This window comes from Dactylosporangium sp. CA-092794, assembly GCF_050948465.1.
Taxonomy (GTDB): domain Bacteria; phylum Actinomycetota; class Actinomycetes; order Mycobacteriales; family Micromonosporaceae; genus Dactylosporangium.
Map to the genome: position 1 here is coordinate 8263464 of NZ_CP192044.1, position 13696 is coordinate 8277159.

The window sequence follows — 13696 nt, forward strand, 5'->3', positions numbered from 1 at the left end:
GCCTGCCTCTTCGCCCAGCGGGAAGCGGATCCGTCGCGGCCGGGGTCGCCTCGGCGACGCTCACGGCTGGAAGCGGTAACCCATGGCCGGTTCGGTCAGCAGGTGCCGCGGGCGCGACGGGTCGGCTTCGAGCTTACGCCGCAGCTGGCCCATGTACTGGCGCAGGTAGTGGCTCTCCTCGCCATACGTCGGGCCCCACACGTGCTGCAGCAGCTCCCGGTGGCCGACCAGCCGGCCGGGGTTGCGGACCAGGAGTTCGAGCAGCTTCCATTCGGTGCGGGTGAGGTGCTGCCGCTGGGTGGGGTCGTCGATGCGGCGCACGTCGCGGTCGGTGAGGTCGACCTCGTAGTCGCCGATGCGCACCGTGGAGGCCGACTCGGGCTCGGCGCGGCGGCGGGTGACGGCGCGGAGCCGGGCGAGCAGCTCGTCGACGCTGAACGGCTTGGTGACGTAGTCGTCGGCGCCGGCGTCCAGCGCGGCCACCTTCTCGATGCTGCCGAGCCGGCCGGAGAGCACCAGGACGGGTACGGGTGTCCAGGCGCGCAGGGCGCGCAGGACGTCGATGCCGTCGATGTCGGGCAGGCCGAGGTCGAGCACGACCACGTCGGGGTGCTGGTCGGCGGCGGCGCGCAGGGCGCTGGTGCCGTCGCCGGCCGTGACGACGTCGTACTGGCGGGCCTGCAGGTTGATCCGCAGCGCACGCAGCAGCTGCGGCTCGTCGTCGACGATGAGGATGCGCGTGCGGGTCATACCGGCTCCGCCTTTCCGGTGCGCCGCAGGTCCAGGTGTGCCAGCAGCGCGGGATCGACCGGGGCCGCCCCGGCGCCTTCGGCGCTGGGCAGGGTCAGGGTCATGGTGAGGCCGCCGCCCGGGGTGTGCTCGGGCTGCAGGGTGCCGCCCATCGCCTCGGCCAGACCACGGGACAGGGCCAGGCCGAGGCCGACGCCGGTGGCGTTGTCGCGGTCGCCGAGGCGCTGGAAGGGCTGGAAGACCCGCTCCCGGTCGGCGGCCGGGATGCCGGGGCCGTGATCGATGATGCGGATGTCGACGAGGCCGGCGTGTTCGCTGATGCCGATCAGCGGCGGGCGGTCCGGCGGGCTGTACCGCACGGCGTTGGCCAGCACGTTGACCAGGACGCGTTCGAGCAGGGCCGGGTCGGCGTACACCTCGGGCAGGTCGTCGGGGAGGTTGATGCGCACGCCGGCGGCGGCCGGGCCGAGGTCGTCGACGGCCCGCGGCACCGCCTCGGCCACGCTGACCGGCTGCAGCGTGAGGGCCAGGGCGCCGGCCTGCAGCCGGGACATGTCGAGCAGGTTTTCCACCAGCCGGGTGAGCTTGTCCAGCGACTCCTCGGCGGTGGCCAGCAGTTCCCCGGTGTCCTCGGGCGAGAAGGCGACGTCGGGGCTGCGCAGGCTGCCGACGGCGGCCTTGGCGGCGGCGAGGGGGGTGCGCAGGTCGTGGCTGACCGCGGAGAGCAGGGCGGTGCGCAGCCGGTCGACCTCTTCGAGGGTCTGCGCGGCGGCGGCCTGCCGGCCGAGGCGCTGCTGGCGCAGGGCGATGGCGGCGTGCGCGGCGAACGCCTCGACCAGCCGCCGGTCGGCGGCCAGCAGCGGGTGGCCGCTCAGCACCAGCGCGGCGTTGTCGTCGATGGGGACCTCGGACTCGCCCTCGCCGGGCGAGGTGCACGGCGGGCCGCCGACGGAGGCGGCGATCTGCCAGGGGTCGTGCTCGGAGCGCCGTTCCAGCAGGGTGACGCAGGCGAGGCCGAACGATTCGCGGACGCGTTCGAGGAGGGCGTCGAGGGGGTTGTCGCCGTGCAGGACGCTGCCGGCGAGGGTGGCCAGGGTCTGCGCCTCAGCCGAGGCGCGGGCGGCGTCGCGGGCGCGGCGGGCGGCGCCGTCGACCACGGTCGCGACGGCGACGGCGACGAACACGAACGCGACGAGGGCGAACACGTTCTCCCGCTCGGCGACGGTGAATTGGTACAGCGGCGGGGTGAAGTACCAGTTGAGCAGGAGAAACCCGCCGATCGCGCACAGCAGTGCCGGTAGCAGCCCGCCCACGAGCGCGGCGGCGACGGCGAGGACCAGGTAGGCGAGGATGTCGCTGGGCAGCGCCATCTCCGGGCGCAGCGCGTCCAACGCGAGGGTCAGCAGCGGCAGCCCGGCCACGGCCAGCGCCAGCCCGGCCAGGCGGCGGCGCAGGCCCAGACCGCCGGGCTGGCGGGCGCGCCACGAGAACCGGCGGGCCTGTTCGTGCGTGACGAGGTGCACGTCGATGGAGCCGGACGCGGCCGTGGTGGTGACCCCGACGCCGGGCGAGAGGATCTGGGCGAGACGGTTGCGGCGGCTGGCGCCGAGCACGAGCTGGGTGGCGTTGACGCCGCGGGCGAAGTCGAGCAGGGCGTGCGGTACGTCGCTGCCGAGGACCTGGTGGTAGGTGCCGCCGAGGGACTCGACCAGGAGCCGCTGGCGGGTGAGGTTGGCCGGGTCGGCGCCGGCCAGGCCGTCGCCGCGCACGACGTGGACGGCGAGGAGGTCGGCGCCCTTGGTGCGGGCGGCGACCCGGGCGGCGCGGCGGATGAGCGTGTCGCCCTCCGGGCCGCCGGTCAGCGCCACGACGACCCGTTCGCGGGCCTCCCAGGTCTTGTCGATGCCGTGGTCGGCGCGGTAGCGGTCGAGCTGCTCGTCGACCTTGTCGGCGAGCCAGAGCAGGGCCAGCTCGCGCAGGGCGGTGAGGTTGCCGACCCGGAAGTAGTTTCCGAGGGCGGCGTCGATCTTCTCGGGTTTGTAGATGTTGCCGTGCGCCATGCGGCGGCGCAGGGCCTCCGGGGTCATGTCGACCAGCTCGATCTGCTCGGCGCGACGCACCACAGCATCCGGGACGGTCTCACGCTGCGGTACCCCCGTGATGCGCTCGACCACGTCGTTGAGCGACTCCAGGTGCTGCACGTTGACCGTGGTGAGCACGTCGATGCCGGCGTCGAGCAACGCGTCGACGTCCTGCCAGCGCTTGACGTGGCCACCGCCGGGCACATTGGTGTGCGCCAGTTCGTCGACGAGGGCCACCTCGGGGCGGCGGGCGAGGATCGCGTCGAGGTCCAGCTCGGTGAAGTCGCTGCCCCGATATTGGACCGCCTTGCGGGGCACGACCTCGAGGCCGTCGAGCATCGCCTCGGTGAACGGCCGGTCGTGGGTCTCGACGAACCCGACGACGACGTCGGTGCCGCGCTCCAGCCGCCGCCGGCCCTCCTCCAGCATCTTGTAGGTCTTGCCGACGCCGGGCGCCGCGCCCAGGTACACCCGCAACTGTCCTCGAGTCATCCGTGCTCCATCGTGGGTGCCCAAATTGTTGCGACCCGGCCCGCCGCCGGGAGGAGGGCGGCGGGCCGGGCGGTCGGTCAGCCGCGGACCGGGTGGCCGGCGTCCAGCGCCAGGTTCAGCTGCAGGACGTTGACGCCCGGTTCGCCGATGAACCCGAGGGTACGGCCGGTGGTGTATTTGTCGATGAGCTTGCCGACGTCGGGCACGGACATGCCGCGCGCCGCCGCGACCCGCGCCGCCTGCAGGTGGGCGTAGGCGACGCTGATCTGCGGGTCGAGGCCGCTGCCGCTGGCCGTCACCGCATCCGCGGGCACCACCGGCTTATCCGGGGCGTTGCCCCGCACCGGGGTGACGACCCCGCCGCTGTAGTCCTCACCGAACTTCGCGCACTCGACGGTGACGCCCTGCCAGGTGGTGACGAACGGCGTGGCCGGGCACGCCTCGTTGAGGCTGACCGCCCGGGTGACCGGGCCGGTCGCGCCGTCCCTGTGGTAGACGGCCAGGACCGCGCCGACCCCACCGGGCGTGCAGTATGGCCGGGACCCGTCCACGCCTTCCAGCTCCCCGACGGCCTTGCTGCGGGCGCAGACCTGCGTCAGCAGGCCCTGCTTGCCCTCGTCGTCCTTGACGGAAGGATCGGGCAGCGTGTCGACCACGTTCTCCGGGCCGAGGTTACTGGCCGAGGTGGACGTCGGGTCGTAGCCGTCGCCGGCCGCGGAGGGCCGGGACTGGAAGTACTGCTTGAGCGGGTTGCCGTCGGCGTCGGTGAACGACTGGCCGATGAGGGCGCTGCCGACCGTCTTGCCGCCCTTGTCGACGAGCGAGCCGTCGGCGTGGCCGGCCAGTCCCGGGATCCGGGCGACGGCGACCATGAGCAGCGGATAGGCCAGCCCGAACACGACCGTGAGGACGAGCAGGGCGCGGAGAGCGGCGAGGTGCTGGGCGAGCCAGGCTGGGAGGCGCATCACGAGATCCCTGGGATGGACATGATGATGAGGTCGATGAGTTTGATGCCGGCGAACGGCACGATGATCCCGCCGACGCCGTAGACGAGCAGGTTGCGGCGCAGCATGGACGCTGAGCTGCTGGGCCGGTACCGGACGCCGCGCAGGGCGAGCGGGATGAGCGCCACGATGACGAGGGCGTTGAAGATGACCGCGGACAGGATCGCCGACTCCGGCGAGTGCAGGCGCATGATGTTCAGCCGGTCCAGGCCGGGGTAGATCGCGGCGAACATGGCCGGGATGATGGCGAAGTACTTGGCGATGTCGTTGGCGATGGAGAACGTGGTCAGCGCGCCGCGGGTGATCAGCAACTGCTTGCCGATCTCCACGATCTCGATCAGCTTGGTCGGGTCGGAGTCGAGGTCGACCATGTTCCCGGCCTCTTTCGCCGCCGAGGTGCCGGTGTTCATGGCCACGCCGACGTCGGCCTGCGCCAATGCCGGGGCGTCATTGGTACCGTCGCCGGTCATCGCCACCAGCTTGCCGCCCTGCTGCTCCTTCTTGATCAGGGCCATCTTGTCCTCGGGCGTGGCCTCGGCGAGGAAGTCGTCGACGCCGGCCTCTTCGGCGATGGCCTTGGCGGTGAGCGGGTTGTCGCCGGTGATCATGACGGTGCGGATGCCCATCCGGCGCATCTCGTCGAAGCGTTCCCGCATGCCCTGCTTGACCACGTCCTTGAGGTGAATCACCCCCAGCGTGCGGGCCGGCTGACCCTCGACGTGCTCGGCCACGACCAGCGGCGTGCCGCCCGCGGTGGAGACCGCGTCCACAATGGACCCGACCTCCGCGGTGGGGTGGCCGCCGTGCTCCCGCACCCACTTCATGACCGCGGTCGCGGCGCCCTTGCGGACCCGGCGGTCGCCGTCGAGGTCCACGCCGGACATCCGGGTCTGCGCGGTGAACGGCACCCACGTGGCGTGGGCCAGTTCGCCGGTGCTGCGCTCCCGCAGCCCGTGGTGCTCCTTGGCGTACACCACGATGGAGCGGCCCTCGGGGGTCTCGTCGGCCAGGCTGGACAGCTGGGCGGCACTGGCCAGGTCCTGGACCGCCACCCCCTCGACGGGCAGCAGGTCGCCGGCCTGCCGGTTGCCCAGGGTGATGGTGCCGGTCTTGTCCAGCAGCAGCGTGTTGACGTCGCCGGCGGCCTCCACGGCCCGGCCGGACATGGCCAGGACGTTGCGCTGCACGAGGCGGTCCATGCCGGCGATGCCGATCGCCGACAGCAGCGCCCCGATGGTCGTCGGGATCAGGCACACCAGCAGCGACACCAGCACGATCCCGGTGACGCCGTTGCCGGTCAGCGCCTGGCTGTCCGGGGCGAAGGCCTGCACGCCCTTGGAGTAGATGGCCAGGGGCTGCAGCGTGGCAACGGCGAGCAGGAAGATGATCGTCAGGCTGGCGAGGAGGATGTTCAGCGCGATCTCGTTCGGGGTCTTCTGCCGGTTGGCCCCCTCCACGAGGGCGATCATCCGGTCGATGAACGACTCCCCCGGCTTCTGCGTGATCTTCACGACGATCCGGTCGGACAGCACCTTGGTGCCGCCGGTGACGGCGCTGCGGTCGCCGCCGGACTCGCGGATGACCGGGGCCGACTCGCCGGTGATCGCCGACTCGTCGACCGAGGCGATGCCCTCGATCACGTCCCCGTCGCCGGGGATGATCTGCCCCGCCTCGACCACGACGATGTCGCCCTGCTGCAGCTGGGTGGCCGGGACCTGCTCCTCGACGCCGTTGACCAGCCGCCGGGCGACCGTGTCCTGCTTGGCCTTGCGCAGGGTGTCGGCCTGGGCCTTGCCGCGGCCCTCGGCGACCGCCTCGGCGAGGTTGGCGAAGAGCACGGTCAGCCACAGCCAGACCGTGATCGCCCAGGCGAAGATGCTGGGGTGGATGACCGCGAGGACGGTGGTGAACACCGAGCCGACCTCGACGATGAACATGACCGGGTTGCGCCACAGGGTGGCCGGGTTGAGCTTGCGCAGCGCGTCCGGGGTGGACTTCCACAGCTGCGCCGGGTCGAGCAGGCCGCCGCCGATGCGCCGCGGTGTCGAGGAGGCCGGCGGCGCTCCTTGAACAGGCGGTTCTTGAACAGTGGTTGGGGTGGTCACTGGATGCCTTCCGCGAGCGGGCCGAGCGCGACGGCCGGCAGGTAGGTGAGCAGCACGACGATGACCGTGACGCCAACGACCATGCCGACGAAGAGGGGTTGGTACGTCCGCAGCGTGCCCGTCGACTCCGGCACCGGCTGCTGCCGCGCCAGGGAACCGGCCAGGCCGAGCACGAAGATGATCGGCAGGAACCGGCCCAGCAGCATGCACAGCCCCAGCGCCGTGTTGTAGAAGTCCGTGTTCACGGAGATGCCGGCGAACGCGGAGCCGTTGTTGTTCGACGCCGACGTGAACGCGTAGAGCACCTCGGACAGGCCGTGCGCGCCCGGATTCGCCATCGAGGCACGCGCGGTCTCGGAGCCCATCGCGATCGCCGTGCCGATGAGCACCAGCGCTGGCGTGGTGAGCAGGTACAGCGACGCGAACTTGATCTCCCGCGCGCCGATCTTCTTGCCCAGGTACTCCGGCGTCCGCCCGACCATCAGCCCGGCCACGAACACGGTGATCACGGCCAGGATGAGGATGCCGTACAGGCCGGAGCCGACCCCGCCGGGCGCGACCTCGCCGAGCATCATGTTCAGCATCGTGATCATGCCACCGAGCGCCGTGTACGAGTCGTGGAACGAGTCCACCGCACCCGTCGAGGTCAGGGTCGTCGCCGCGGCGAACGTCGCCGACTGCGGCACGCCGAACCTCGTCTCGGTACCCTCCGTCGCCGCCCCGACCGCGGTCGGGACCGTGCCGGCGTGGTGCAGTTGCAGGGCGGTGATGGTGATGATGCTGCCCAGGGCGAGGATCGCCATGATGCCGGCGATGGCCAGGCCCTGGCGCTTGTCGCCGACCATCCGGCCGAACACCCGCGGCAGGCAGAACGGAATCAGCAGGATCAGCAGCACCTGCAGCCAGTTCGTCCAGGTGGTCGGGTTCTCGAACGGGTGCGCGCTGTTGGCGTTGTAGAACCCGCCGCCGTTGGTGCCCAGCTCCTTGATGATCTCCTGGCTCGCCACCGGCCCGCCGGTGATGTGCTGTGCGCCGCCCGCGAGGGTGGTCACGTCGGTGCCGCCGGAGAGGTTCTGCACCATGCCCGCGGCGATGAACACGATCGTGCCGAGCACGGCGATCGGCAGCAGGATCCGCGCGCAGATCCGCACCAGATCGACCCAGAAGTTGCCCAACTGGTCGGTCTTGGATCGGGAGAAGCCGCGCACCAGCGCCATGGCGACGGCCACACCGACGGCGGCGGAGGCGAAGTTCTGCACCGCCAGGCCCGCCATCTGCACCAGGTGGCCCATCGTCGACTCGCCCGAGTACGACTGCCAGTTCGTGTTCGTCACGAAGCTGACCGCCGTGTTCCAGGCCTGGTCCGGCTTCACCGGGTCGAAGCCGAGGCTCAGCCACAGATGGTTCTGCACACGCTGGAACAGGTACAGCAGCAGGATCGACACCGCCGAGAACGCGAGGACGCTGCGGGCATAGACCCCCCAGGACTGCTCGCCGTCGGGGTTCACGCCGACGGCCCGGTAGAGCACCCGCTCCGCGCGGAAATGGCGCACCGAGGTGATCGCCCGGTACATGTAGTCGCCGAACGGCCGGTACAGCAGCACCAGCACCACGACCAGCGACACGATGAACAGCACACCGGCTGCCGTGGTACTCATCAGAACCGCTCCGGAAAGAGGAGAGCCGCGATCAGGAACGCGGTCAGCGCGACCGCGAGGACGAGGCCGACGAGGTTCTCGGCGTTCACAGCCGCTCCACCGCCCGCACCGCCAGGCCGAGGACCGCGAACGCCACGATCGTCAGCAGCACGAACACCACATCAGCCACTGGGGCTTGCCTCCTTGAACTCAGGGACCGACGACGCGAAACCGTCGCCGTAGAGCCAGACGCGCATCCGGACCACATCCCGGCGGTGCCGGATCACCCGGCCCGACAACACGGCCAGCCAGCCGGCCGCGGCCGCGCCGAGCAGCACGCCGAGCCGGACCACGTCCGCCGCACCGTGCCAGGTCAGCACGCCCAGCCGGTTCACCAGGAACCCGTTGAGCACCGTCCAGGCGATCGAGGCCGTGGCGAGCGCCGAGACCAGGTTCCCGCTCACCGCCCCGGCGGCGGCGACGCACACCGCCATCGCCACCAGCCGCGCCATCAGCGCCGACGGTGCGATCACCGCGGCGGAGAGCACCGCCGTGGCCACGACCGCCGCCGAGCCGGCGGCGAGGGTGATGCCGGTCGGCGCGGGCCGCGCCCGCACCAGCCACCATGTCCCGCTCATCGAGCACCCGCTTCGACACTCGCGCCAGGGGCCTTCCATCCGGCCCCGTGCCAGTGAAGACCCGGCCGTTTTCCCTGCCCAGATGTCTTGACGAAATCCCTACGCCCGACTGCGGTTTCTTGACGCTCCTTTGACGCCGCGCGGCGCCGCGCGCGGCTACCGTCGAGTCGTGGTCGAGCGTGGACGCCGCGTCGTCGTCGGTGTGTCCCAATCCCTGGCCGGCCTCGCCGCCCTCCGCTGCACTCGCCCGCTCCGCAGGCCCGCTGGCCCGCTACCGGCTGCTCCGCGCGGCTGGCCGGCTGACCGCCGGAGACGCCCGGGAGCAACGCCTGCCCCACCGATGACCACTACGTCCTGCTGGTCGGGCAACGAGACGCCACCCCAGCGGGCCGCGTCATGGCAAACAACCACCGACCGGATCGACGACGTGTCGCTGGGGCGATCGCAAGCCGTTCGCGAGTAGCGTTAGTTGCGCACAACCCGTAGCAGCGTGGGTGCGTCCCGGCGCTCGGCCGCCGCCGACCGGGACGGCTCGTCGAGGTGGTCACGATGGTGCTGACCGGCGTTCTCGTCCTCGCGGCCCTGGTGCTCGCCTGCGCGGTGGCGTCGCTGTGCATCGCATCCCGGATTGCCCGGCAGCACGAACGGCACATGCGGCACGCGGATCGACACGACCACAAATCGACCGCGGCGTACCGAGGCTCGCACGAGGATCATCGCTCGTCCTCCGACCGCGAAGCCGGCTGACGGATTGACCAGAACGTGGAACACGATGGGTCGCCCATCGGTGGTGGATCGCCGGGTCCGTGGACGTCAGCGCAGATCATCGAGGCTCAGCCGGTACCAGGTGGTGTCGATGAACAGGTGCAGGTCGGGGCCGCGGCTCGCGAAACGGGTCCCCGGGGGCAGGGGCTGGCCGTCTGGCAGGCTCAGCAGCCGTTCACCGGCCGGTTGAAACTGGCCGTCCGCGAGGCGGCCGACCGCGGTCCGGCCCGGTGCGGTCTGGTAGCCGCCGACGAGGGCACACACGTCGCGGTCGACGATCAGCGTGGTGGCGCCGTGGACGTGGCGGTTGTGCCAGCCGGTCACGGCGTCACCGGCGAGGCGCACGATGGAGAAGCTGTTGTAGTAGCACGACCAGGCCGCCTCCCCGTCGATGGTGAGGGCGTAGCAGTCGTCGACCGGGCCGAACCCGCTGTCGAAGGGGTACGTCCAAGCAGGTCGAAGATCGTCGCTGAAGCGCACGATGCCGTGGTGGGCGACCGGGTCGTTGCCGTAGACGCCCTCGTCGAAGTAGCCGACCCAGACCTGTCCGGCCGGGGTGGTTCGCACGTGCTCGATTCCGTCACCGAGATTGCCCTGGTGGACCGGCTGGCCGGCGGCGTCGAAGACCACGGCCGTGCCACCGCGTGCGGCGACCATCAGCACGCGCCCGCCGGGGAGCGGCTGGGCGTGAAAGAACGCCATGTCCAGCGCGGCGATCGCGACGACGGCATCGGTGCCTGCGCCGTGGGTGCTCACCCGGACAGCGGCCGGACGCGCCGGACTCGGTCGCACCGCGCCGTCGTGGGCCAGCAGCGCCTGCCGGTCGGCGGGAGCGGCCCACACCGCGATCGCCTCGTCGGCCGGTCCCACCGACACCGACACAAGCACGTCGCCGGCGACCGCCGGCGTCACCTGCCCGTGTCTGCGCACCCGCGCCATCGCCTTCGGGCCGCGCTGCGGCGAGATCGTCACAATGGGCAAGTATCAGCGATGCACACCCCGAAAGGCATCCGAGTATCCCGCGCCGCGCAGGGCGGGACTGTCTCTCGTGTCCTGAGTCGTCGCGACACCTTGCTGTTGGACGGGCCGTCGGTGCACGGCGCGCCTGGGCATCGACGCCTGCAGGTCCTTGTCGGCAGGGTGGGCAAAGGGATTGCATGCCTGCGTGTGACCAGCTTTGATCGGTGCTCGTGACAATCTTCGATGAGCTTGCCCGCCCGGATCGGTATCCGCGCTCGTCCCGGTACGACCCGGCCTGGCTGCTCGATCTGGACATGGGGCCGAACCCGTTGTGGCTGCTGGAGGACCTGGCCCGGGATCTTGACCTGCGCCCGGGAATGCAGGTCCTGGACCTGGGCTCCGGCAAGGGGGCGACGTCCGTGTTCCTGGCGCGTGAGTACGGCGTCCAGGTCGTGGCGGCCGATTGGTGGATCGCGCCGGATGAGGCAGCGGCCGTGTTCGCTGACGCCGGCGTTTCCGGCCAGGTGACCGCCGTGCGGGCCGAGGCGCACAACCTGCCGTTCGGGAAGGACAGCTTCGACGCCATCGTGAGCATCGACGCGTTCGAGTATTTCGGCACCTCCGACTGGTACCTGCCATACCTCATGGGGTTCCTGCGGCCTGGCGGCCAGCTCGGCGTGGCGACGCCGGGAATGACCCGGGAGGTCCGGGAACTCGGGGCGATCCCGGAGCGCATCAAGGAACTGTTCGGCTGGGAGCCGATCGCCTGGCACACCGCCGAGTGGTGGCGCTTTCAGTGGGAAGTCACCGAACTCGTGACCGTCACATCGGCACGACTGCAGGAAGACGGCTGGCGGGACTGGCTGCTATGGACACAGGCGGTGGCCGAGCACACAGGCGACCGGGCCGGCCCGCAACACAATCGCCAGGCGGTGATCGACCTGCTCGCCGCCGACGCCGGCGAGTTCCTCACCTTCGCGATGGTGACAGCGAGGAAGAACTGACGAGCAAGCTCCGCACAGTCCGCAGTAGACAATGATCTTGAATCGACCACGCAGCGACCCCAGACCCCGGCAGTTCACGGTCTCCTAGCCGGCCGCGGCAGTGCCCAGGCGGCCGCTCGGCCAGCCGTCTGGCCCGCTACCGGTGAACAGAAGCGTGCTGGCCCGCGGTGAGGATGCGTTCGGCGATGGCGGTGCCCAGCGCGACCGTCGTGGCCGTGCCACCCAGATCGGGGGTGAGGACGTCGGGCCGGTCGGCGAGCACACTCTCGAAGGCTGCGATGATCGCGGCTGAGGCTTCGTGCTCGCCCAGGTGGTCCAGCATCAGCGCGCCGCTCCAGATCTGGCCGATCGGGTTGGCGATTCCCTGGCCGGCGATGTCGGGAGCCGATCCGTGAACGGGCTCGAAGAGGCTCGGGAAGGCACGTGTGGGGTTGATGTTGGCGCTCGGGGCCACGCCGATGGCCCCGGTACAGGCAGGGCCGAGGTCGGAGAGGATGTCGCCGAAGAGGTTGCTGGCGACCACCACGTCGTAGCGGTCCGGCTGCAGGACGAACTTGGCGGCCAGGATGTCAATGTGGTCCTTGTCGGCGGCGACCTGGGGATACTGTGCGGCCATCGCCTCGGCCCGCTCGTCCCAGTAGGGCATCGTGACTGAGATGCCGTTGCTCTTGGTCGCCCAGGTCACGTGCTTGGCCGGCCGGGAGGCCGCGAGGTCGAACGCGAATCGGAGGACCCGGTCCACGCCGATGCGTGTCATCACGGTTTCCTGCATGACGGTCTCGCGGTCGGTGCCCTCGAAGATCCTGCCCCCGATACTGGAGTACTCACCCTCGGTGTTCTCCCGCACGACGAGGAAGTCGATGTCGCCGGCCTCGTAGTCTCGCAGCGGGCTGCGCACCCCCGGCAGTAGCTTGACCGGGCGGAGATTGACGTACTGGTCGAACCCGCGACGCATTTGCAGCAGGCTCCCCCACAGGGAGACATGGTCAGGAACCACCTCGGGCCATCCGACCGCACCGAAGAAGATCGCATCGAAGTGACCGAGCGTCTCCTGCCAGTCGTCGGGCATCATCTTGCCGTGCCGGGTCCAGTAGTCCGCGCAGGCGAAGCCGAACTCCTCGATGTCGAGCTCGAAGCCGAACACCTTGCCGGCCGCCTGCAGGCTGCGCAGCCCCTCGGGCACGACCTCGGTTCCGATGCCGTCGCCAGGGATGACAGCGATGCGATGACGGCGTGACATGGGCTTCCTCCCAGCAGCGGCGTACGTCGGCGTACGCGGTCGGTGCTCTATCCTGCCCGTGCGCCTCCACCTATCAGTGCAACGCCACGGTAAGGTAGCCTTGCTCCTCGCGAAAGGCTGTGGAATGGGCGTCGACGATCTTGCCTTCTTCCGCGTGGTCGCTGGCAGTGAGTCGCTCACCGCGGCCGCGCGCGAGCTGGCCAGCTCCCTGCCCGTGGTCAGCCGGCGACTCTCAGCGCTGGAGCAGCGTCTGGAGGTCCGCTTGGTCCAACGCGGCGCCCGACGTCTCACGCTGACCTCTGAGGGTCAGCTCTACGCGACGCGGGGCGCCGCCATCCTCGACCAGATCGCCGAGCTCGACGACCAGATCGCCGATCGCTCGGGGCCTCTGCGGGGGTCGATGACGGTGATGTCCACGCCGGGGATCGGCCGTGCGCACATCGCACCACTCCTGGGTGCCTTCCTCGCCAAGCATCCGGCCCTGCATGCCCAGCTGCAGATCTCCTCCCTTCCGTTGCAGCCGCAGCGACGGGCGTTCGATGTCGCTATCCGGGTGGGCAGCGCCCCGGACTCGTCGCTGAAGATGCGCCGGCTCGCCCAGAACCGCCGCGTGCCCTGCGCGTCGCCGGCGTACCTCGCCCGGCGCGGCACTCCCAGCACCGTCGGCGAGCTGGCCGAGCACGACTGCATCGCACTGCAGGAGAACGAGGCGAGCACCGCCGTGTGGACCTTCGGTGACCGCGGCATCCGTGGCGTGCAGATCAAGGGTCATCTCTCCAGCAATGACGGCGACGTGGTGACCACCTGGGCCCTCGACGGCCGAGGCATCATCATGCGATCGGAATGGCAGGTACGGCAGCACCTCATGAGCGGCGCGCTTGTCCGTGTCCTTCCTGAGGTTGCCACGCCGGAGGCTGACGTCTACGCGCTCTACGATGCCGAACGACACGTGCCGCGACGCGTCGTCGAGCTCATCGACTTTCTGGCCGAACGGTTGCCTCGCCGGTTGGCGTGATACGT

Annotated in this window: 12 protein-coding genes; 3 read left to right on the forward strand and 9 right to left on the reverse strand. The window is 70.6% G+C overall.

Annotated features, from left to right (window positions below; translation table 11 throughout):
* Positions 1–60: 60 nt before the first annotated feature.
* The 7 genes from ACQPXD_RS35380 to ACQPXD_RS35410 all read right to left on the reverse strand — a co-directional run bounded on the left by ACQPXD_RS35380 (position 61) and on the right by ACQPXD_RS35410 (position 8707).
* Positions 61–750 (reverse strand): response regulator, encoded by a 690-nt coding sequence (locus ACQPXD_RS35380; protein WP_432825718.1) that lies wholly within the window; start codon positions 748–750, stop codon positions 61–63.
* Entirely contained in the window at positions 747–3323 is a 2577-nt protein-coding gene (locus ACQPXD_RS35385; RefSeq protein ID WP_432825720.1) for an ATP-binding protein, read from the reverse strand. Before ACQPXD_RS35385 ends, ACQPXD_RS35380 begins: the two co-directional genes overlap by 4 nt.
* Positions 3324–3400: 77 nt before the next feature.
* The gene (locus ACQPXD_RS35390) at positions 3401–4288 is read right to left on the reverse strand and encodes a potassium-transporting ATPase subunit C (RefSeq protein ID WP_432825722.1); all 888 of its coding nucleotides are present in this window, start codon (positions 4286–4288) and stop codon (positions 3401–3403) included.
* The gene (gene kdpB / locus ACQPXD_RS35395) at positions 4288–6432 is read right to left on the reverse strand and encodes a potassium-transporting ATPase subunit KdpB (protein WP_432825724.1); all 2145 of its coding nucleotides are present in this window, start codon (positions 6430–6432) and stop codon (positions 4288–4290) included. The genes ACQPXD_RS35390 and kdpB overlap by 1 nt, the downstream gene beginning before the upstream one ends.
* Positions 6429–8090, reverse strand: coding sequence for a potassium-transporting ATPase subunit KdpA (gene kdpA, locus ACQPXD_RS35400; protein WP_432825726.1), 1662 nt, complete (start codon positions 8088–8090; stop codon positions 6429–6431). The genes kdpB and kdpA overlap by 4 nt, the downstream gene beginning before the upstream one ends.
* Positions 8090–8179, reverse strand: a complete 90-nt coding sequence (kdpF, locus tag ACQPXD_RS35405) for a K(+)-transporting ATPase subunit F (protein ID WP_344617409.1) — start codon at positions 8177–8179, stop codon at positions 8090–8092. Before kdpF ends, kdpA begins: the two co-directional genes overlap by 1 nt.
* A 72-nt stretch (positions 8180–8251) precedes the next feature.
* Positions 8252–8707 (reverse strand): hypothetical protein, encoded by a 456-nt coding sequence (locus ACQPXD_RS35410; protein WP_432825729.1) that lies wholly within the window; start codon positions 8705–8707, stop codon positions 8252–8254.
* 549 nt (positions 8708–9256) lie between these two features.
* Here ACQPXD_RS35410 and ACQPXD_RS35415 point away from each other — a divergent pair.
* The gene (locus tag ACQPXD_RS35415) at positions 9257–9454 is read left to right on the forward strand and encodes a hypothetical protein (RefSeq protein WP_432825731.1); all 198 of its coding nucleotides are present in this window, start codon (positions 9257–9259) and stop codon (positions 9452–9454) included.
* A 66-nt stretch (positions 9455–9520) separates the two neighbouring features.
* On the opposite strand, the gene ACQPXD_RS35420 is transcribed toward ACQPXD_RS35415, so the two are convergent.
* Positions 9521–10444, reverse strand: coding sequence for a hypothetical protein (locus tag ACQPXD_RS35420; protein ID WP_432825733.1), 924 nt, complete (start codon positions 10442–10444; stop codon positions 9521–9523).
* 218 nt (positions 10445–10662) lie between these two features.
* On the opposite strand from ACQPXD_RS35420, the gene ACQPXD_RS35425 reads away from it, so the two are divergent.
* Positions 10663–11436, forward strand: coding sequence for an SAM-dependent methyltransferase (locus ACQPXD_RS35425; RefSeq protein WP_432825735.1), 774 nt, complete (start codon positions 10663–10665; stop codon positions 11434–11436).
* A gap of 136 nt (positions 11437–11572) precedes the next feature.
* Here ACQPXD_RS35425 and ACQPXD_RS35430 read toward each other — a convergent pair whose 3' ends face one another.
* Positions 11573–12619, reverse strand: coding sequence for a tartrate dehydrogenase (locus tag ACQPXD_RS35430; protein WP_432825737.1), 1047 nt, complete (start codon positions 12617–12619; stop codon positions 11573–11575).
* Between the two features lie 181 nt (positions 12620–12800).
* On the opposite strand from ACQPXD_RS35430, the gene ACQPXD_RS35435 reads away from it, so the two are divergent.
* Positions 12801–13691: a LysR family transcriptional regulator gene (locus ACQPXD_RS35435; RefSeq protein ID WP_432825739.1), complete on the forward strand. Its 891-nt coding sequence runs from the start codon at positions 12801–12803 to the stop codon at positions 13689–13691.
* Positions 13692–13696: the final 5 nt, after the last annotated feature.

Bases quoted from the DNA above. Each gene is read 5' to 3' on its own strand.
- ACQPXD_RS35385 (WP_432825720.1), bottom strand. From the start codon at position 3,323: ATGACTCGAGGACAGTTGCGGGTGTACCTGGGCGCGGCGCCCGGCGTC.
- kdpA (WP_432825726.1), bottom strand. From the start codon at position 8,090: ATGAGTACCACGGCAGCCGGTGTGCTGTTCATCGTGTCGCTGGTCGTG.
- ACQPXD_RS35415 (WP_432825731.1), top strand. From the start codon at position 9,257: ATGGTGCTGACCGGCGTTCTCGTCCTCGCGGCCCTGGTGCTCGCCTGC.
- ACQPXD_RS35435 (WP_432825739.1), top strand. From the start codon at position 12,801: ATGGGCGTCGACGATCTTGCCTTCTTCCGCGTGGTCGCTGGCAGTGAG.
- ACQPXD_RS35390 (WP_432825722.1), bottom strand. From the start codon at position 4,288: ATGCGCCTCCCAGCCTGGCTCGCCCAGCACCTCGCCGCTCTCCGCGCC.
- ACQPXD_RS35380 (WP_432825718.1), bottom strand. From the start codon at position 750: ATGACCCGCACGCGCATCCTCATCGTCGACGACGAGCCGCAGCTGCTG.
- ACQPXD_RS35410 (WP_432825729.1), bottom strand. From the start codon at position 8,707: ATGAGCGGGACATGGTGGCTGGTGCGGGCGCGGCCCGCGCCGACCGGC.